This is a genomic window from Streptomyces sp. NBC_01334 (assembly GCF_035983595.1).
GTDB classification, from domain to species: domain Bacteria; phylum Actinomycetota; class Actinomycetes; order Streptomycetales; family Streptomycetaceae; genus Streptomyces; species Streptomyces coriariae.
Genome location: NZ_CP130718.1, coordinates 8,691,771 through 8,711,007, shown reverse-complemented (window position 1 = coordinate 8,711,007; position 19,237 = coordinate 8,691,771). Strand labels below are relative to the sequence as shown.

Genomic DNA, 19,237 nt, shown 5'->3' with positions numbered 1-19,237 from the left:
GCAGGGTCATCGCGGTCTCCCGGAAACGGGGTGCCCGGTGCCCGTGCTCGCGGCCGTCATCTGTCCCCAGAGGGGGCCGCTCCCCCCTTATGAGATATCCATGTGAAGGGAAGTTCCACCATGAACTCCACCCCCCAGGTTGAGACCGTCGAGATCTCCGACGCCGAGCTGGACAACGTCTCCGGCGGTCTGTCCCTGAACGCCGTCGGCACCGTCACCGGCCTGGTGGACGGCATCGCCCCGGTCTCCGGCCTGGTCAACACGGCCGTCGGCACCGTCGAGGGTGTCACCGGCCTGAACACGGCCCCGGTCACCAACCTGGTCGCCGGTCTCTGATCGCACCTTTCGTGACCCCTTTGAGTCCCGGAGCCGTCACCCGGCTCCGGGACTCATCGGCGCCCTGAGACTCCCTAGGTAGGCCCGTGCAGTTCCGCCAACAGGCCCTCGCCAAGCTCCAGTCGCCGGAGGAACTCGACCTGCCGGTGCGTTTCGCGCGCCCTCAGGGCTGGCTGGTGCTGTCCGTGACCGTGGTCGTCATGGCGGCCGCGTCCGTGTGGGCGGTGACCGGTTCGGTCGCCTCCACGGTGAGCGCGCCCGCCGTCCTCACCCACGGTGAGGGCAGCTACATCCTCCAGAGCCCGGCCGCGGGCCAGGTCACCGCGGTCCTCGCGAAGGAGGGCGAGCGGCTGCCCGCCGGTTCGCCCGTGCTGAAGGTGCGTACGGCGGAGGGCGACGCCGTGGTGCGGACGGTCGCCGCGGGCCGGATCACCGCACTCGCCGCCACCATCGGTCAGATCATCTCCACCGGCGCGAACGTCGCCGCCGTCGAGAAGGTCGCCGACGCCGACGACCCGCTGTACGCCACGGTGTACGTCCCCGCGGAGAACGCCGCCTCCATCCCGTCCGGCGCGGCCGTCGACCTGACCGTGCAGACCGTGCCCTCGCAGGAGTACGGCGTGCTGCGCGGTCATGTGAAGTCGGTGGACCGCGCGGCCCAGTCGGCGCAGGCGATCGCCGCGTTCCTGGGCGACAGCCAGCTCGGCCAGCAGTTCACCGAGGACGGCCGCCCGGTGGCGGTCCTGGTCCGCCTCGACAGGTCCTCGGCGACGAAGAGCGGCTACCGGTGGTCGTCCGCGGACGGGCCGCCCTTCGCCCTCACCTCCATGACCATGGCCACGGGTTCGATCCGGCTGGCCGACCAGCGTCCCGTCGATTGGCTGCTCCCGTGACCACCACCGAGCAGCCGCGGACCCGGCGGCGTGCCGCACCGCCCCGACGCACGGTTCCCAAGAGCCGGACGAAGACCGTCCGCACGCCCACCGTGCTCCAGATGGAGGCCGTGGAGTGCGGGGCGGCCTCGCTCGCCATGGTCCTCGGGCACTACGGCCGGCACATTCCTCTGGAGGAGCTGCGCATCGCCTGCGGTGTCTCCCGTGACGGCTCGCGGGCGAGCAACCTGCTGAAGGCGGCCCGCAGTTACGGCCTCACGGCCAAGGGCATGCAGATGGACCTGGCGGCACTCGCCGGCGTCAGGTCGCCCGCGATCCTCTTCTGGGAGTTCAACCACTACGTCGTCTACGAGGGCCTCGGTCGCCGCTTCGGCCGCCGGGGCGTGTACATCAACGACCCCGGCAAGGGCCGGCGTTTCGTGCCGATCGAGGACTTCGACGGCAGCTTCACGGGTGTCGTGCTGGTGCTGGAACCGGGCGAGGACTTCGAACGGGGCGGACGCAGACCGGGTGTGCTGGGCGCGATGCCGGCCCGGCTGCGCGGCACCGCGGGCACCCTGCCGGCAGCCGTGCTCGCCAGTCTGCTGCTGGTCCTGGTGGGCGCGGCCGTGCCGGCGCTCAGCCGCACCTACATCGACATGTTCCTGATCGGACGGCAGACCTCCCTGCTGGGCGTGCTGTTCGTCTCGATGGGCGCCTGCGTGGCCCTCACGGTGGCTCTGACCTGGCTCCAGCAGGCCAACCTGCACCACGGCCGGATCATCTCCTCGACCCTCTCCAGCGCCCGCTTCCTGCGCCATCTGCTGCGGCTGCCGGTCACCTTCTTCTCCCAGCGCAGCCCGGCCGACCTGGTCCAGCGGCTCCAGTCGAACGACGCGGTCGCCGAGACGCTGGCCCGCGACCTGGCGTCGGCGGGCGTGGACGCGATCGTCGTCGTCCTGTACGCGGTCCTCCTCTACACCTACGACCCTCAGCTGACGGCCGTCGGGATCGGCGTGGCGCTGCTGAACATCGTCGCCATGCGGATCGTCGTCCGGCTGCGCGCGACCCGGACGGCGAAGCTGCGCGCGGACAACGCGCGGCTCACCAACACGGCCTACACCGGGCTTCAGTTGATCGAGACGATGAAGGCGACCGGCGGTGAGGAGGGGTACTTCCGCAAGTGGGCCGGACAGCACGCCACCACGCTGGAGGAACAGCAGCGGCTCGGGGTGCCGAGCGCCTGGCTGGGCGTGGTCGCGCCGACGCTCGCGACGCTCAACAGCGCGCTGATCCTGTGGATCGGCGGCATGCGGGCGATCGAGGGCCATATCTCGGTGGGTCTGCTGGTCGCCTTCCAGGCCCTGGTCACCCGCTTCACCGCCCCGCTGACCCGCCTCAACGGGGTCGCGGGCCGCATCCAGGACTTCGCGGCGGACGTGGCCCGGCTGAAGGACGTGGAGAACTTCCGTGCCGACCCGCTCTACGACCGCCGCGCCGGCGGGGACTCCACGCGCCGACTGCACGGCCATGTCGAGCTGGAGAACATCACCTTCGGTTACAGCCCGCTGGACAAGCCGCTGCTGACCGGCTTCGACCTGACCGTCGGACCGGGGCAGCAGGTGGCGCTGGTGGGCGGCTCGGGCAGCGGCAAGTCGACGGTGTCCCGGCTGATCTCGGGTCTGTACGCGCCCTGGGAGGGCGTGATCCGGGTCGACGGGCAGCGGCTGGAGGACATTCCGCGCGGGGCGCTCGCCTCCTCGGTGTCCTTCGTCGACCAGGAGGTGTTCCTCTTCGAGGGCTCGGTGCGGGACAACGTGGCGCTGTGGGACCCGTCGATCCCGGACGACGCCGTCGTCGACGCGCTCAGGGACGCGGCGCTCTACGACACGGTCGTACGGCGGCCCGGCGGCATCCACAGCAAGGTGGAGCAGGACGGCCGCAACTTCTCCGGCGGTCAGCGCCAGCGCCTGGAGATCGCGCGGGCGTTGGTGCGCCGGCCCAGCATCCTGGTGCTGGACGAGGTGACGAGCGCGCTGGACGCGGAGACCGAGCAGGTCGTGATGGACAACCTGCGCCGGCGCGGCTGCGCGTGCGTGGTGATCGCCCACCGGCTCAGCACGGTGCGCGACAGCGACGAGATCGTCGTGCTCCAGCACGGCACGGTCGTGGAGCGCGGGCGGCACGAGGAACTGGTGGCGCGCGGCGGCTCGTACGCGGCGCTGGTCAGGGAGCGATGAGATGACTGCCGTGTCCGAAGGCGATGTCGTGCTCGCCGCGCTGGGGCAGCTGGGCGCGCGGATCGACTGCGCGGGCTTCAGCCGGCTCGACCTGGAAGGGCCGCAGGTGCTGTGGCTGGTCGCGTCCGGCGCGCTGGACCTGTTCGCGGTGGACGCCGAACAGCAGGGCCACTGGCACCACTTGGGCCGACTGGAGGGGGGCTCACTGCTGCTCGGTCCGGTCACCGGACCCCACCACACGCTCGTCGCACGCCCGTTGCGCGACTGCGTGGTGCACCGCATCGGGCTGCGGGAGCTGTACCAGCCCGCGAACACCCAGACCTGGTCCTACGACGAGTACGGCAACCCCCAGTACGTGCCGCCGACTTCGAGCCCCCTGGAGTACGCGCTCGCCCTCGGCGTCGGCCGCGGTCTGTCGATCCTCTTCCAGGCGCCGATGGCCACCGAAGGGGCTGCCGAGGTCACGGACGACGACGTGTTCTGGATGCAGGTGCCGCCGGGCAGCGTGCAGTACGGCTCGCTGTACGGCGCGGAGGCGGCGGCCGACCTGCTGATGGACCCTGCGCTGTGGCAGAGCGTGGTCGACCAGCAGTACCGGCTGCTGACCACGCTGGATCGCTGGATCGAGCAGCTGGAGCACACCCACGAGACCCGCACGGCCGCCGGGATCAAGGCCGGTGAGGCGGTCCGCGCCCAGGCCGACCGGACTCTGCTGGCGTCGATCGGCAAGAGCGGCCGGGGCGACAGGAACGGCAGGGGCACGGACAAGCGCACCACGGCCGCCGACGCCGACGCCACCTACGCGGCGTGCGGGCTCGTCGCCCGGGCCGCCGGGATCACCCTCGCCGAACCCGCGCAGATGGGCGCCGACAGCGACCGGCTGGACCCGGTGGAGCGGGTCGCTCTCGCCTCGCGGGTGCGCGCCCGGGCCGTACGTCTGGACGGCCACTGGTGGCGGGACGACGTGGGGCCGCTGGTCGGGCACCGGGCCCTGTCCGGGGCGCCGGTCGCGCTGCTGTGGCGGCGCGGCGGCTATGTCGCCGTGCACCCGGCGACCGGGCGGGAGACCCCGGTCGAGAAGGCCAACGCGGCGGAGTTCGAACCGCGGGCGGTCATGTTCTACCGCCCGCTGCCGGAACAGGGCCTCGGCCCTCTCGGGCTGCTGCGCTTCAGCATGCGGGGCACGGCGGGGGACCTGACGAACCTGCTGCTGAGCGGGCTGGTGACGGTGGTGATCGGGGCGCTGGTGCCGATCGCGACCGGCAAGGTGCTCGGCGAGTACGTGCCGAAGGCCCAGCAGGGGCTGATCGTGCAGGTGTGTCTGGCGGTGATGGTCAGCGGCGTGGTGGCGGCGGCGTTCATGCTGCTGCAGAACCTGACCATGCTGCGGCTGGAGGGCCGGATCGAGGCGACGCTCCAGCCGGCGGTGTGGGACCGGCTGCTCAGGCTGCCGACGAAGTTCTTCGCCGAGCGTTCGACGGGCGAGCTGGCGAGTGCCGCGATGGGCATCAGCGCGATCCGCCGACTGCTGGCCGGACTCGGTCCTTCGGTCGCGCAGTCCGTCACCATCGGCGCGATGAACCTGGGGCTGCTGCTCTGGTACAGCGTGCCGATGGCCCTCGCCGCGATCGGCATGCTGGTCGTCATCGCGTCCGTGTTCCTGGCCCTCGGGCTGTGGCAGGTGCGCTGGCAGCGGCGGCTCGTGGTGCTCTCCAACAAGCTCAACAACCAGGCCTTCCAGACCCTGCGCGGACTGCCGAAGCTGCGGGTGGCGGCCGCCGAGAACTACGCGTACGCGGCCTGGGCGGCGCAGTTCGCGCGCAGCCGGGAGCTCCAGCAGCGCCTCGGCCGGATCAAGAACCTCAACACGGTGCTGGGTTCGGTGTATCTGCCGCTGTGTTCCCTGCTGATGTTCATGCTGCTGGCCGGCCCGGCGCGGGGTGCGCTGTCGGCGGCGGACTTCCTCACCTTCAACACGTCGATGACGATGCTGCTCACCTCGGTGACCTCGTTGACCGGCGCGTTCGTCTCGGCGGTGGCCGCGCTGCCGCTGTTCGAGGAGATCCGGCCGGTGCTGGAGGCGACGCCGGAGGTCCGCACGGCGAACACCCGCCCCGGCCCGCTGACCGGCGCGCTCGAGGCCCGCCGGCTGTCCTTCCGCTACTCCGACGACGGTCCCCTCGTCCTCGACGACGTCTCCTTCGAGGTGCGGCCGGGCGAGTTCGTGGCGATCGTCGGCCCGAGCGGCTGCGGGAAGTCGACGCTTCTGCGGCTGCTCATCGGCTTCGACAAGCCGGTCTCGGGCAGTGTGCTGTACGACGGCCAGGACCTGGCGGCCCTCGACCAGTCGGCGGTACGCCGGCAGTGCGGGGTGGTGCTCCAGCACGCCCAGCCGTTCACCGGCTCCCTGCTGGACGTCATCTGCGGCACCGAGGCCTACACGCCGGAGGAGGCGATGGCGGCCGCCGAGCTGGCCGGGCTCGCCGAGGACATCAAGCGCATGCCGATGGGACTGCACACGATCGTCTCGGGCAGCGGGTCGGTCTCGGGCGGCCAGCGTCAGCGCCTGATGATCGCCCAGGCGCTGATCCGCCGGCCGCGCATCCTGTTCTTCGACGAGGCGACGAGCGCCCTCGACAACGAGACCCAGCGCACGGTCATCGAGAGCACCCGCAAGCTCAACGCCACCCGGGTCGTCATCGCGCACCGGCTGTCCACGGTGATGGACGCCGACCGGGTCGTGGTGATGGAGAACGGCAAGGTCGCCCAGCAGGGCCCGCCCGCCCAGCTCCTCGCGGACACCGGCGGAAGGCTGCACGAGCTGGTGCGACGGCAGCTGGCCTAGCCCCCGTCCCGGTCGGTTCCGGTGCCAGGGGCTCCCTCCGGCCGGGAACCGGCCCCCGGCCGCGGGTCCGCCGCCGCGCGAGTCTGCGCCCTCTCACTAACGAAACTTTGCCGTTTCGCAGAAACTGGTCTAGCCTCCAGGTGTACGAAACCGTTTCGTTTACGTGTTCTTTGCCCTCACGTCCCTGGAGTGGTTCCCCATGTCTCCGAAGACCTTGACGGACGGCACCCGCACGGGCGCCGACCAGGGGCCGTCCGCAGCATCCGCCAAGAAGTGGTGGATCCTCGCGGTCGTCGCCCTGGCCCAGCTGATGGTGGTGCTGGACGCCACCATCGTGAACATCGCCCTGCCCTCGGCCCAGGCAGACCTCGGCTTCTCCGACGGCAACCGGCAGTGGATCGTCACCGCCTACGCGCTGGCGTTCGCCTCCCTGCTGCTGCTCGGCGGCCGGATAGCCGACCTCTTCGGCCGTAAGACGGCCTTCCTGATCGGGGTCGTCGGCTTCGCCGCCGTCTCCGCCCTCGGCGGTGCCGCGACCAACTTCGAGATGCTGGTCACCGCCCGGGCACTGCAGGGCGCCTTCGGCGCGCTCCTCGCGCCCGCCGCGCTGTCGCTGCTCAACACCACGTTCACCGACGCCAAGGAACGCGCCAAGGCGTTCAGCGTCTACGGCGCCATCGCCGGCGCGGGCGGCGCGGTGGGCCTGCTGCTCGGCGGCATCCTGACCGACGCGCTCGACTGGCGCTGGACGCTGTACGTCAACGTGGCCATCGCCGTCGTCGCCTTCGCGGGCGGCTGGCTGCTGCTGTCCAACCACCGCGACGCCGAGAACTCCAAGCTCGACGTGCCGGGTACCGTCCTGGTCGCCGCCGGTCTGTTCTCCCTCGTGTACGGCTTCTCCAACGCGGAGACCCACGACTGGGACTCGCCGCAGACCTGGGGCTTCCTGCTCGCGGGCGGAGCGCTGCTCGCGGCCTTCACCTGGTGGCAGACCCGGGCCGCGCACCCGCTGCTGCCGCTGCGCATCCTCCTCGACCGCAACCGGGCGGCCTCGTTCCTGGCCGTGCTGATCTCCGGTGCCGGCATGTTCGGCGTGTTCCTCTTCCTCACGTACTACCTCCAGCTGAACCTGGGCTTCAGCCCGACGAAGACGGGTGTGGCGTTCCTGCCGATGGTCGGGGCGCTCATGGTGGCGGCACAGATCGGCACCACGGCCCTGGTGCCGCGCCTGGGCCCGAAGGCGGTCATCCCGCTGGGCTTCGCGATCGCCGCGGTGGGCATGGCCTGGCTGACCGGGATCGGCGTCGGCTCCCACTACCTGAGCGCGGTCCTGCCGCAGCTGGTCATCACCGGCATCGGCCTCGGCCTGGTCATGCCGCCCGCCATGCAGATGGCCACCGGCGGTGTCGCCGCCGAGGACGCGGGCGTGGCCTCCGCCACGGTCAACGCCATGCAGCAGGTGGGCGGTTCGATCGGCACGGCCCTGCTGAACACCCTGGCCGCGAGCGCCGCCGCCGACTACCTGGTCGGGAAGAACCCGGCGAACAAGCTGGTCCAGGCGCAGGCGACCATCGAGAGCTACACCACCGCCTTCTGGTGGTCGGCCGGCTTCTTCGCCGCGGGCGCGGTCATCGCGTTCCTGCTCTTCCGCCGCGGGGTGCCGCAGCAGGACGCGGACGCGGCACCGGTGGTCCACATGTGACGGGCCCTCCACCCGCCGCCGCACCAGGGAGACACCGGGGAGAGGGGCCGCCGTCCGCGAGGGACGGCGGCCCCTCCGTGTCGGGCCCGCAAGGGCGGGGCGCCCGCAGGTTTAGCCGTGGGTACCCGCGGTCCATGAGAATCAGCGTGCTCGACGTGGGCTCGAACACCGTGCGGCTGGTGGTGGCGGACGCGGCGGGCGGGGCCCCTCTGCCGGTGCACACGGCCAAGTGGCGGTTGCGGCTGGCCGAGCAGGTCGCGCCCGGTGACCCCCTCCCGGAAGAGGCCGTGGAACGCCTCGTCCTGGCGGTCGCCGCGGCGGCCCGGACCGCGGACCGGTGGGGTGCGGCGGGCCCGCTCGCCTTCGCGACCGCCGTGGTGCGCGCGGCCCCCAACCGACGCGAGGTGCTGCGCGAGATCCGCTCCCGGACCGGCGTCGCGCTGTGCACCCTGCCGGGCGAGGTGGAGGCCGAGCTGACGTTCCTCGGGGCCCGCCGCTGGATGGGCTGGCGCTGCGGCCCGCTCGCCCTGCTGGACATCGGCGGGGGCTCCTTCGAAGTGGCCTTCGGCCGCGGCCGGCTGCCGGACTTCGTGGCCTCACTGCCCCTGGGGGCGGGCCGGCTCACCCACGACTTCCTCGCGGACCACGACCCGCCCTCCCCCGAGGCCCTCCGTGCGGCACGGCGCAGGATCCGCCACCAGCTCAGGGACGTGGCGGCCCGGGTCCGCTGGGAGGGGCCGCGTACGGCGGTGGCCACCTCCCGCACCTTCCAGCAGCTCGGCCGACTGTGCGGGGCCGCCCCCGGACGGCACGGCCCCTTCATGGACCGCACCCTGCGCCGGCGCGACCTGCGCGAGGCCATCGCCACCCTGGCGGCCCTGCCCGCCGCCGAACGCGCCCGGCTGCCCGGCATCTCCGCGCCGCGCGCCGCGCAGAGCCTGGCCGGCGCGGTGATCGGGCACACGGCGATGAAACTGACCGGACTGACCTCGGTCACCGTCTGCCCGTGGGCGATCCGCGAGGGCGTCATGCTGCGGCACATGGAGGACGGCCCGGCCTGGTGGGCCGAGGTGAGCCGGCTCACCGACAACGAGAAGAAGGCGCCCCCGGAGCCGGTACCCCTGCGCCTCACCCAACACGTCCCCTCCCCTGCCCGACCGTCCGGAACCGCGCCGCAACGCCCGCAGGAAGAACCCGCAACGGACCGAACCCGCTGACCCCCACGCCGGCCCCCTACGGCGAGCCGCCCGGTCAACGCGCTCCGGAGGAGTCGCGGGGCGACTGAGCGGGGGGCGGCCGGTGGGCCGGCTGCTCGGCTGCCCGGTAGAGGTGCACGCCGACGGCCCCGGCGGCCGCCCGGCCGGCGCTCGGCCGGACCCGAGCAGGTGAACGGCCGTGGTCCGGTCCCCTCGGGTGCCGGTCGCAGCGGCTGCCCAGCCCACGAGGCGGACGGCCCCGCGTCGGTGGACGGCGCCTGGTCCGGTCCAGCCGGGTACCGGCCCGGCGACCGCCCGAGGGGCACTGGGGCGGACCCGAGCGGGTGCCCGCCAGCCATGGCCGGGTCCGGCCGGTACCGGTCGCGGCGGCGCTCGGCCCACGGGGCGGACGTGCCGGTGGACGCCACGGTCCGGTCCGCTCGCGTGAAACGGTCCCAGCGGCCGCTCGGACGGACCCGAGCCGGTGGACGGCCATGGCCAGGTCGGGCCGGACGCCGGTCCCAGCGGCCCGCGGCCGGCGCTCGGGCCGATCGGAGCGGGTCGGCGCGGATCGGCGCAGACCGGCCGCCCAGGCGAGGTCCGGCGCGCGTGAGCCGCCGGGGCCGCCTGATGCGGAGGGTCGCCGCGCGTGATCCGGGCCCCGGCGGGTGGTCCGGCCTGCGTGGGGTACCCGGCGCGCATGGCACACGACCCCCATGGACCACAGCTGCCGGCCGCCCGGGGCCCGGTGTCCGCGGCCGTCCGCGGATATCTGGCGGGCGCGGACGCGCTCCCGGCAGCGGAGACGGTCGCATCCGCGTCCGCATACGGCGACGACCTCCAGCTGGCCCTGTACCTCTGCTACGAGCTGCACTACCGCGGATTCGCGGGGGTGGCCCCGGACCGGGAGTGGGATCCCGGTCTGCTGCGGGTGCGAGCCGCACTGGAACACCGTTTCCTGACCGCCCTGCGCGAGGACACACCGGGTCACGACTCCGTCGAGGACGCGCTCGCGGAACTTCTCGTCGAGCCCGTAGAGGGCTCGGGCGTCAGCCATTTCCTCGCGGCCGAGGGCGAGTTGTGGCAGCTGCGCGAGTACGCGGCCCAGCGGTCCCTGTACCACCTCAAGGAGGCGGACCCGCACGCGTGGGTGCTGCCGAGGCTTTGGGGCCGGGCCAAGGCGGCGATGGCGGCGGTGGAGTTCGACGAGTGGGGCGGCGGGCGCCCCGACCGCGTCCACGCACGCCTGTTCGCGGACCTGATGACGGACCTGGGCCTGGACACCACCTACGGCCGCTACCTGGACGCCGCGTGCGCCGAGAGCCTGGCCACGGTCAACCTGATGTCCCTCTTCGGCCTGCACCGGGCCCTCAGGGGCGCCCTCGTGGGCCACTTCGCGGCGGTCGAGATCACCTCCTCGCCCGGTTCCCGGCGGCTCGCCCAGGCGATGCGCCGCGCGGACGCAGGGCCCGCCGCCGTGCACTTCTACGACGAGCACGTCGAGGCCGACGCCGTGCACGAGCAGGTGGTACGCCATGACGTCATCGGCGGGCTGCTGGACGAGGAACCGCACCTGGCCCCCGACATCACCTTCGGCCTCGACGCCACCGGACACCTGGAGGACCGCCTCGCCGCCCGCCTGCTCAGCGCCTGGCGTTCGGGAGAGTCCTCCCTGCGTACCCCGCTCCCCGATCAGGAAAAAGCCCATATTTCGTGATTGTCTGGGTACTTGGTCGGCGTGAATCCTCTCGTACTCCCGGGCGTGTACGCCCCCCAGGAGGACACCGCCCTGCTGGCCGGGGCACTGTCCGAAGAACCGCTGCTCCCGGGCGCCGACGTCCTCGACGTGGGGACCGGCACCGGCGCGCTGGCGCTGGAGGCCGCGCGGCGCGGCACGCGGGTCACCGCGGTCGACGTGTCCTGGCGCGCGGTCTACTCCGCCCGCCTCAACGCCTGGCGGGAACGGCTGCCGGTGCGCGTGCACCGCGGCAACCTCTTCGCCCCGGTGCACGGACAGTCGTTCGACCTGATCCTGACCAACCCGCCGTACGTGCCCGCGCCGGCCGGCGACCGCGTGGGCCGCGGGACGGCCCGGGCCTGGGACGGCGGCGGTGACGGCAGGCTCCTGCTCGACCGGATCTGCCTCGAGGCGCCCCTGCTGCTGCGGCCCGGCGGTGTGCTGCTGATGGTCCACTCCGCGCTCAGCGACCCCGCGAGCACCCTGACGGTCCTGCGCGCGTCCGGCCTGAAGGCGTCCGTGACGCGACGCCGCCGCATCCCCTTCGGCCCGGTCCTGCGCGAGCGCAGGGACTGGCTGCGGGAGCGGGGTCTGCTGTCCGCCGACGACGAGAACGAAGAACTGGTGGTCGTCCGTGCCGAACTCCCCAGCTGACAGGCCCTGTCGGATCACCGTCCAGCGCCGGGGCCCGCTGCTCGTCGAGGGACCGGTCGAGGTGGAACTGGAGGACGGCACCACGGTCGCATCCGACCGCTTCCGGGTCGCCCTGTGCACCTGCCGGCGCAGCCGCCGCTATCCCTGGTGCGACACCAGTCACCGGGAGCGGTCCTAGGGACCCTCCGGCGCGTCCTTCCTGGAAAACGGGTGCACCGGAGGCCGGCGGACAGCCCCACACTGTCCGTCCGGCCTCCGGGTACGGAATCACGCTGCTCCCGTGACAGGGGCTCGCACTCCCCACCTCACGAGCCTCTCTCGGTGTCCACGGGGACCACGCGATCCCGGTCTCAGAACGCGAAGAGGCTGCTCCCGGCAGCGTTCTTCACGCACTCGTTGGAGAAGGCGCGCTCGAAGGAGACGCGCTTGCCCTGCCATACGCCGTCGACGGTGACGACCACCGGGTCGTACTGCCTCGTACAGACGGCGTCACCCGGGCCCGCCAGGGCGTCCAGATCGCCGCCGGCGGCGCGCAGTTCGGCGCAGGCGCGAGCGGCGGCGGGATGGGTGCCGGAGGGCGTCGGGGCGCAGCTCAGCGTGACGGCCCGGGCCGCGTTGACGGTGGCGGCGGTCTCTCCGTGACCCACGGTCAGCACGAGGGCCGACGGGGCGTAGAGGGAGGTCGGCGCTGCGGCCGGGGCGGCGAGCGCGGATCCGGTGAGGGATCCGCAGACGGTGGCGGCCGTGAGGCCGAGGGTCGCTGCCCAGCGCGCGGTGTTCCGCATTGTGTGCATCCTTCCGCTCGATTCGGGGGTGTGCCGGTCCGGCTCGGTCGGTGTCGAACGCGGCGAGCGCGAGTCTGCCGAGTCCACCGCCGAATCTCACATCGACCCCACGGGTTTCAGTAACCTTGCGTATTGAATCAGTGGCGAGAAGTAACGGAATTCGAACGTTCCAACGCCGAAAGCAAGCGCTTCATGATCCCTTCGGTCGACTCGATGACCGGTTTCCATAGCTTCGTTAATCGGCCTGAAACATTCCGCCTCCGCCTCCGGATCCCTCCGCGCACCCTCCGTTCCGCTCTCGGCGGACTCCTTCTCGACCCCTTGTGTTCATGCACCTGCGGAGTAATCGTCATTACATGATTACGACCGAGCAGAAAGAGAAGCTGAGGGGCTGGTTCGCCGGCCGCCTGCCGGACGACCTCTTCGAGGAGCCCGCCGAGGTGACGGTCGACCGCGAGGAGATCACCGTGATCGGCCGCATCCCCGCGCCCCGGACGGCCGAGGGCGCCTCGGCCGCCGAGCGGGAGGCGGCGGTCACCGCCCGGATCCAGGAGTTCCGGGAACGTACCCGGGAGACCCGGATCGCCGTGGCCCGCGACGCCGAACACCGGTTCCGCCGGAAGGTGTCCTGGGGTGTGGTGTGCGACGGGGAGCGTGCCCTGTTCACCCACGTGGCCGCGCCCGTCATGACCCGGCTGCGGCAGCCCGAACGCCAGGTCCTCGACACCCTGATCGCCGCGGGAGTGGCCCGCAGCCGCAGCGACGCGCTCGCCTGGTGCGTCCGGCTGGTCCAGCGCCACACCGACGAATGGCTCACCGAGCTGCGCGACTCCCTCGAACAGGTCCAGCGGGTGCGGGCCCAGGGGCCGGACACGGCCCCCGACTCCGACTCCTCCTCCGACCCCGACTCCGGCCCCGGTCACGGTCACGGTCATGGAGGGGTGACGGATTCGTCCACTCCCGACGCGGAAGAAGGATGATTCATCCTCTGGTCGGGGTCTTGCCCCGCGCCGTAGGTTCGGCAGACCCCGATCAGTGACGGCATCCGCCCGCGTCGCCCACCCCGCGACCGGACGGCCGTTCACCGTGCCGCGCCACCCCGCGCTCCACCGTCGACCGCCTGTTGCTGGAGCTCCCTTGACCCCGCCGTCCCCCGAACCCGCGCCGTCCGCGTCTCCCCCGTCGCTCACCGAGGTCGAGTCCCACGGTGTGGACCGCATCCCCGACGCCGAGCGCACCGCGACCCCCCTCGACCTGTTCCGGCTCGCCTTCGGCGGCGCGAACACCTTCTCCACCTGCGTGCTCGGCGCCTTCCCGATCCTCTTCGGCCTGTCCTTCTGGCAGGGCCTCGCCGCCACCCTCCTCGGGGTCTTCGTGGGCGCGCTGATCCTGTGCCCCATGGCGGTGTTCGGACCGGTCAACGGCACCAACAACGCGGTCTCCTCGTCCGCGCACCTCGGCGTGCACGGCCGTGTGGTCGGCTCGTTCCTCTCCCTGCTGACGGCGATCGCGTTCTTCTCCATCTCGGTGTGGAGCTCGGGCGACGCCCTGGTCGGCGGCGCCCACCGCCTCTTCGGCCTCTCCCGCGGCGACCTGACGTACGCCGTCGCCTACGCGGTGTTCGCCGGGCTGGTGCTCGCGGTGTGTGTATACGGCTTCCGGTTCATGCTGTTCGTCAACAAGGTCGCGGTCGCCTCGGCCACGGTGCTGTTCCTCCTCGGCGCGATCGCCTTCGCCGGCGACTTCGACGCGTCGTACGCGGGCGTCTTCACGGACTCCGCGGACGCGGCCACCGACGCGCTGTTCTGGCCGTCGTTCATCGGCGCGGCGCTGATCGTGCTGTCCAACCCGGTGTCGTTCGGGGCGTTCCTCGGCGACTGGTCCCGCTACATCCCGGCCACCACCCCGCGCCGCCGGGTGGTCGGCGCCGCGTTCCTGTCGCAGATCGCGACCCTGCTGCCGTTCGTCTTCGGTCTGGCGACCGCGAGCATCATCGCGTCGAAGGCCCCGGAGTACGTCGACCCGGCCGCCCCGGACTTCGTGGGCGGGCTGCTGGCGATCTCACCGTCCTGGTTCTTCCTGCCGGTGTGTCTGCTCGCCCTGATCGGCGGGATGTCCACGGGCACGACCTCGCTCTACGGCACCGGTCTGGACTTCTCGTCGGTGTTCCCGCGGCTGTCGCGGGTGCGGGCGACCGTGCTGGTCGGTCTGCTGTCGATCGTGTTCATCTTCGTCGGCCGGTTCGGCCTGGACCTGGTGCAGTCCATCTCGACGTTCGCCACGATGATCATCACGTGTACGACGCCATGGATGGTCGTGATGATGCTGGGCTTCTTCACCCGGCGCGGCTGGTACGACCCCGAAGCCCTCCAGGTCTTCAACCGCCGTCAGCGCGGCGGGCGTTACTGGTTCGCGCACGGCTGGAACTGGCGCGGCATGACCGCCTGGTGGGTGTCGGCGCTGCTCGGTGTGCTGTTCACGAACATCCCGGGACAGTTCGTGGGCCCGCTGGGTGATCTGGCGAACGGCATCGACATCGGCCTGCCGCTGTCCCTGGCCGTCGCCGCCGTGCTCTACCTGGCGTTGCTGCGGCTTTTCCCCGAACCCCGGGCGGTGTACGGGCCCGAGGGGGCACGGCTGGCCAGGACCGTGGAGGTGGCGGTGCCGCCGATCACCGGTCCGGGCACGGACGCCGGCGAACCCGCCGCCGTACCGTCCGGGTCGGCCGTCGACTGAACCACCGGACCGCCGCCACCGACCCGCCGGTATGGTCGCCCTGCGACGGCGACGACGCCGGGACGGCGAGAGGCGGGACGTACGGATGGCGAAGCACTGGGCGGACTTCCAGTACGAGATCTATCTCAACGGGATGACGGGCGCGGTCCCCCGGCTGCCCACCGACCTGACCCGGCTCGAGGAGCTCACCGAACACCGCCTCGGGCCGGGGCCGGTCGGCTATGTGGCGGGCAGCGCGGGGGACGGCAGCACGGCGCGGGCGAACCGTGCGGCCCTGGAGCGTCGCCGGATCGTGCCGCGCATGCTGCGGGACGTGCACGAGCGGGACCTGTCGGTCGAGGTGCTGGGCCGTGCCCTGCCCGCGCCGCTCGCGCTCGCGCCCGTCGGCGTGCTGTCGATCATGCATCCGGAGGCCGAGTCCGCTGCGGCCCGGGCGGCGGCCGCGCAGGGGGTGCCGTTCGTCCTGTCGTCGGCGTCCAGCACGCCGATCGAGCAGGTGGCCGAGGCGATGGGGGACGCCGAGCGCTGGTTCCAGCTGTACTGGTCCAAGGACCGCGAGGTGACCCGCAGCTTCCTGCGGCGGGCGCGGACGAGCGGGTTCACGGTGCTCGTCGTCACCCTGGACACCCCGCTGCTGGCGTGGCGGCCCCGCGACCTCGACCAGGCCTATCTGCCGTTCCTGCACGGCGTGGGCACCGCCAACTACTTCACCGACCCGGCCTTCCTGGCGGGCCTGGCCAAGCCGGTGCACGAGGACCCGAACGCGGCCGTCCTGCACTTCGTGAGTCTGTTCGCGGACCCCGGCAAGACCTGGCCGGACCTGGCGTTCCTGCGGGAGAACTGGGACGGGCCGATCATCCTCAAGGGTGTCCTGCACCCCGACGACGCCCGGCTGGCCGCCGACGCCGGGATGGACGGCGTGGTGGTCTCCAACCACGGGGGCCGGCAGGTCGCCGGTTCGGTCGCGGCCGCCGACGCGCTGCCCCGGGTGGCGCGGGCGGTCGGCGACCGGCTGACGGTGCTGTTCGACAGCGGGGTGCGCACCGGCGACGACGTCTTCAAGGCGCTCGCCCTCGGCGCGCGGGCGGTACTCCTCGGCCGTCCCTACGTCTACGGCCTCGGCCTGGACGGACAGCCGGGCGTCGAGCACGTGATCCGCTGTCTGCTCGCCGAGTTCGACCTCACCCTGGCGCTGTCCGGCCACGCCGGGCCCGGGACCGTGGGCCCGGCGGACCTCGTCGAGGACGCCGGGTGACGGCGGTCGGGTGACCGTGGCCACCGGTCACCGCCGTGCCCGCGGGCCGGCCGGGGTCCGCGTACCGCGTGCCTCAGGCTGTGCCGTCCGCCAGGTCGACCGGCTGGGCCGACGCGGGCGCGTCCGTGCCGGTGACCGCGAGGGAACCGGGGGTGGCGGAGGCGACGTCGGTGAGCCAGCGCTGGCCGGTGGAGTGGTCGCGGACCTTCACGACCACGTCCGCGCCCGGCTCCTCACCGGCCGGTGCGAGGGCGAGCGCGTCGTCCCAGCGGGGCAGCAACTCGCCCTGCACGGTGAGGTCGTAGCGGACGTCGTCCCCCCGGGCGTCGGTCTCGTCCACGCACGCGCCGAGGATGACCACCCCGGCGTCGGCGTGGGAGTCCACGCACAGGCCGGGCCCGGCGACGCTGCGCAACTGCCCGTCGTCGTCGTACGACCACTGCTGGGTCGCATCGGAGGAGCAGTCCGCGAGTTCGACGGAGGCGCCCGCCGTCGCCTCGCCCCGGACGTCCAGGCAGAGGTCGGCGGCGGCGTTGCGCAGCGTGGTCTGCCGTGGCGCGGTGGGCAGTTGGGCGGTGTCCGGGGCGGTCGGCGAGGCGGTGGCGGCCTGCGAGTCGATGCCGGGGACGCTTCCGCTGGTCGAGGCGGCCGGGTCGGCGCCGCCGTCGTCCGACCACATGCCGGCGGCGAGCAGGGTGGTCAGCAGACCCGCCGAGGCCAGGCCGACACCGGTGAACAGCGCGCGCGGTGAACGGGTCTCCCCCGACGGCCGCCTACGGGGCGAGGGGATGCGCGAGAACAGGTTGCCGCCCCTGCCGCGGGTGCCACGGCCGCCACGGCCGCCGTGCCGTGCGGAGCCCTTGAGCCGTACGGTCTGCTGCTTGGCGCGGCCGGGGCGGGTGTCGTGGTAGCGGCGGGCGCCCCAGCCGAGCACCGCCTCGGCGAGCAGCACGCCGAGGCCGCTCTCGAAGTGGCCGAGCTGTTCGGCGGCGGCACGGCAGTAGCGGCACTCGTCCAGATGCTTGCGCACGTCGGGCAGGAGGTCGCCGCCGCGACGGATCGGGACGTCGAGAAGCCGGTTGTAGAAGCGGCAGTCCTTGCTCGGCGCGAGTTCCCGGTGCGCCCGGACGACTCCCTCGCGCAGTTTGTCCCGGGCCTGCTCCAGGACGGCGGTCACGGTGTCGGTGTCCATACCGAGCAGACCGGCGGCGACGCTGACTTCTTCGGCCTCGACCTCCGCATGCCACAGGACGCACCGGGCGACCGCGGGAAGGCCCTGGAACGAGCGTTCCGCCAGCACCCGGTTCTCCGGGATCATGGACTTCGCGGCCCGCATCCCCCGGGCGCCGGCCGGCTTGCGCAGCACCGGCAGCACGCCGGACAGTCCCTCGTCCGCGGACCACAGCCGGGCCATGTCCCGCACGGTCACCAGCAGTCGGGGCCGCAGCGCGGTCCCCGGCTCGCCCAGCTTCAGCCGGTCGAGGACCTGGTGGAAGGCGGCCGCGGTGACCATGGACGCGACACTCCCGGAGGAGGCGAGGCAGATGACCGCGTACTCGTGCACCGGCCGCCAGTGCCGGGCGATCAGCAGAGCGGTGGACTGGGCGACCTCGCTGTCCGCGCCGCCGCGTATACCCGCGGCGAGTGACTCGTCGGATTCTCCGGGACCCCCGCCCTGGGGAGGGTAGGGCGGACGAGGAGGCTGAGGGGTGGGCACTGAGCGCATTCCTTTGGTACGTACCTGTCCGGTGCGGCAGGGAGCGTGAATTCGCCTCCGCCGACGAACGCGGGGGGTTTGGTCATGACCCCCCGCACGGGCGGTTCACCTTTGCACAACTGAGTCGCGCACAACAAGGCGACGGCTGAAGCTGCGCCTTGTTGATAAAAAGTCGATAGGCGGGGCCGGCTCGGACCGGGCAGCGCGCCTTTCCACGACCTCTGCGGGCCCGGCCGGAATTCGCCCCTGCGCCCCGTGTGAAACACGCGCACGCGGCAGGGCGCCGCGCACTCTCCCGGCGCACCGGCCCGTGCGGTTGGCTGGAACCGGCCACTTCCTCGGAGGCCCCGCGCAGGACGGCGGCTCTCCTGCGCGAAACGGCCGCCGGCCTTGTTCCTCCCGCCCTCGGCCGGCGGCCCTGAACGCTTTGCGCTTTGCCTATATCTGCCAGGACCGCAACCGGTCCGCCGCGCCGTAGACGTCCGTCTTGCCGTCCAGCAGATCGCGGGCGAGGTCGACGAGCGCGCCGTACGGCGGATCGATACCGACCCCACTGGTGAACATGTACGCCACCGCAGTCGCGCAGGCGAAGCGGGCGTTGGCCGAGGGCAGGGGCTTGAGCACGGTGAGGGTGTGCAGCAGCGCGGCGGCCCGCCAGGCCGGGTCGGAGTCCACGCCGAGCTTGGGCGGATCGACCCGGTGCCGGGCGACGGCGGCGACCAGCGCCGAGAAGTCGTTGACGGTGGGCTGCTCCGGCAGAACCTCTTCGTGGCGCTGGAGCAGCCAGGGCACGTCGATGTGGATGACGGAGGTCATCGGTCAGGCGACCCGCCCCTCGCCCCGCACGGAGCGTTCGTCCTCGGGGAAGGCGGCGGCGAACTCGTCCGCGTGCGAGGCGAAGAACCTGCGGAAGGCCTCCGCGCCCTCCTGGAGCGCCCGGTGCCGCGCGATGTCGGCGGCGGCCGCCTCCCGCACGAGTGCCTTCATCGACGTACCGCGTTCCTTGGCGATCTGCCGCAGGTCCTCCAGCTCGCGATCGCTGAATTCCACATTGAGGGCTGGCATGCCCCTCACGGTACCGCGCGGGTACTTACTCGTAAATATCCCCAGGTCAAACTGATGACCGCGCGGTACCGGAAGGTGTTCGGCCCTGCCCACTGC

The 19,237-nt window shown here is 72.5% G+C and carries 16 protein-coding genes; 12 read left to right on the top strand and 4 right to left on the bottom strand.

The window, feature by feature from the left end:
• Positions 1-120 precede the first annotated feature (120 nt).
• The 9 genes from OG736_RS38875 (at position 121) to OG736_RS38835 (ending at position 11,761) form a co-directional block, all read left to right on the top strand.
• Positions 121-336, top strand: coding sequence for a hypothetical protein (locus OG736_RS38875; RefSeq protein WP_020128984.1), 216 nt, complete (start codon positions 121-123; stop codon positions 334-336).
• Positions 337-422: 86 nt separating this feature from the next.
• Entirely contained in the window at positions 423-1,229 is an 807-nt protein-coding gene (locus OG736_RS38870) for an HlyD family efflux transporter periplasmic adaptor subunit (RefSeq protein WP_327186609.1), read from the top strand.
• Positions 1,226-3,448 carry an NHLP family bacteriocin export ABC transporter peptidase/permease/ATPase subunit gene (locus OG736_RS38865; RefSeq protein ID WP_327186608.1) on the top strand — a complete coding sequence of 741 codons (2,223 nt, stop codon included), beginning with the start codon at positions 1,226-1,228 and terminating at the stop codon, positions 3,446-3,448. Before OG736_RS38870 ends, OG736_RS38865 begins: the two co-directional genes overlap by 4 nt.
• 1 nt (position 3,449) lies before the next feature.
• Complete coding sequence (locus tag OG736_RS38860; RefSeq protein WP_327186607.1) at positions 3,450-6,293, top strand: NHLP bacteriocin export ABC transporter permease/ATPase subunit; 2,844 nt, start codon at positions 3,450-3,452, stop codon at positions 6,291-6,293.
• A gap of 199 nt (positions 6,294-6,492) precedes the next feature.
• The gene (locus tag OG736_RS38855; protein ID WP_327186606.1) at positions 6,493-7,995 is read left to right on the top strand and encodes an MFS transporter; all 1,503 of its coding nucleotides are present in this window, start codon (positions 6,493-6,495) and stop codon (positions 7,993-7,995) included.
• A gap of 134 nt (positions 7,996-8,129) precedes the next feature.
• Positions 8,130-9,212, top strand: a complete 1,083-nt coding sequence (locus OG736_RS38850; RefSeq protein ID WP_327186605.1) for a Ppx/GppA family phosphatase — start codon at positions 8,130-8,132, stop codon at positions 9,210-9,212.
• 679 nt (positions 9,213-9,891) lie between these two features.
• Complete coding sequence (locus tag OG736_RS38845; protein WP_327186604.1) at positions 9,892-10,908, top strand: iron-containing redox enzyme family protein; 1,017 nt, start codon at positions 9,892-9,894, stop codon at positions 10,906-10,908.
• A 45-nt stretch (positions 10,909-10,953) separates the two neighbouring features.
• The gene (locus tag OG736_RS38840) at positions 10,954-11,583 is read left to right on the top strand and encodes a HemK2/MTQ2 family protein methyltransferase (RefSeq protein WP_442817124.1); all 630 of its coding nucleotides are present in this window, start codon (positions 10,954-10,956) and stop codon (positions 11,581-11,583) included.
• On the top strand, positions 11,564-11,761 hold the full coding sequence (locus OG736_RS38835) for a CDGSH iron-sulfur domain-containing protein (RefSeq protein WP_054241065.1): 198 nt from the start codon (positions 11,564-11,566) through the stop codon (positions 11,759-11,761). Before OG736_RS38840 ends, OG736_RS38835 begins: the two co-directional genes overlap by 20 nt.
• A 172-nt stretch (positions 11,762-11,933) precedes the next feature.
• Here the strand turns inward: OG736_RS38835 and OG736_RS38830 are convergent, their stop codons facing one another.
• On the bottom strand, positions 11,934-12,368 hold the full coding sequence (locus OG736_RS38830) for a protease inhibitor (protein ID WP_020128975.1): 435 nt from the start codon (positions 12,366-12,368) through the stop codon (positions 11,934-11,936).
• Between the two features lie 356 nt (positions 12,369-12,724).
• On the opposite strand from OG736_RS38830, the gene OG736_RS38825 reads away from it, so the two are divergent.
• The 3 genes from OG736_RS38825 (at position 12,725) to OG736_RS38815 (ending at position 16,359) form a co-directional block, all read left to right on the top strand.
• A complete protein-coding gene (locus OG736_RS38825) occupies positions 12,725-13,348 on the top strand; it encodes an ATP-binding transcription factor AbmR (RefSeq protein ID WP_327186603.1) in 624 nt (207 codons plus the stop codon).
• Between the two features lie 157 nt (positions 13,349-13,505).
• A complete protein-coding gene (locus tag OG736_RS38820; protein ID WP_327186602.1) occupies positions 13,506-15,104 on the top strand; it encodes a purine-cytosine permease family protein in 1,599 nt (532 codons plus the stop codon).
• Between the two features lie 85 nt (positions 15,105-15,189).
• Entirely contained in the window at positions 15,190-16,359 is a 1,170-nt protein-coding gene (locus OG736_RS38815) for a lactate 2-monooxygenase (protein WP_327186601.1), read from the top strand.
• Positions 16,360-16,432: 73 nt separating this feature from the next.
• On the opposite strand, the gene OG736_RS38810 is transcribed toward OG736_RS38815, so the two are convergent.
• From OG736_RS38810 to OG736_RS38800, 3 genes are all read right to left on the bottom strand, one after another.
• Positions 16,433-18,076, bottom strand: coding sequence for an RICIN domain-containing protein (locus OG736_RS38810; RefSeq protein WP_327186600.1), 1,644 nt, complete (start codon positions 18,074-18,076; stop codon positions 16,433-16,435).
• A 438-nt stretch (positions 18,077-18,514) separates the two neighbouring features.
• Positions 18,515-18,892, bottom strand: a complete 378-nt coding sequence (locus OG736_RS38805; protein WP_020128970.1) for a hypothetical protein — start codon at positions 18,890-18,892, stop codon at positions 18,515-18,517.
• Positions 18,893-18,895: 3 nt separating this feature from the next.
• On the bottom strand, positions 18,896-19,141 hold the full coding sequence (locus OG736_RS38800; RefSeq protein ID WP_037735240.1) for a hypothetical protein: 246 nt from the start codon (positions 19,139-19,141) through the stop codon (positions 18,896-18,898).
• Positions 19,142-19,237 lie beyond the last annotated feature (96 nt).

Bases quoted from the DNA above. Each gene is read 5' to 3' on its own strand.
- OG736_RS38805 (WP_020128970.1), bottom strand. From the start codon at position 18,892: ATGACCTCCGTCATCCACATCGACGTGCCCTGGCTGCTCCAGCGCCAC.
- OG736_RS38815 (WP_327186601.1), top strand. From the start codon at position 15,190: ATGGCGAAGCACTGGGCGGACTTCCAGTACGAGATCTATCTCAACGGG.
- OG736_RS38825 (WP_327186603.1), top strand. From the start codon at position 12,725: ATGATTACGACCGAGCAGAAAGAGAAGCTGAGGGGCTGGTTCGCCGGC.
- OG736_RS38800 (WP_037735240.1), bottom strand. From the start codon at position 19,141: ATGCCAGCCCTCAATGTGGAATTCAGCGATCGCGAGCTGGAGGACCTG.
- OG736_RS38850 (WP_327186605.1), top strand. From the start codon at position 8,130: ATGAGAATCAGCGTGCTCGACGTGGGCTCGAACACCGTGCGGCTGGTG.
- OG736_RS38875 (WP_020128984.1), top strand. From the start codon at position 121: ATGAACTCCACCCCCCAGGTTGAGACCGTCGAGATCTCCGACGCCGAG.
- OG736_RS38855 (WP_327186606.1), top strand. From the start codon at position 6,493: ATGTCTCCGAAGACCTTGACGGACGGCACCCGCACGGGCGCCGACCAG.
- OG736_RS38830 (WP_020128975.1), bottom strand. From the start codon at position 12,368: ATGCGGAACACCGCGCGCTGGGCAGCGACCCTCGGCCTCACGGCCGCC.
- OG736_RS38845 (WP_327186604.1), top strand. From the start codon at position 9,892: ATGGCACACGACCCCCATGGACCACAGCTGCCGGCCGCCCGGGGCCCG.
- OG736_RS38860 (WP_327186607.1), top strand. From the start codon at position 3,450: ATGACTGCCGTGTCCGAAGGCGATGTCGTGCTCGCCGCGCTGGGGCAG.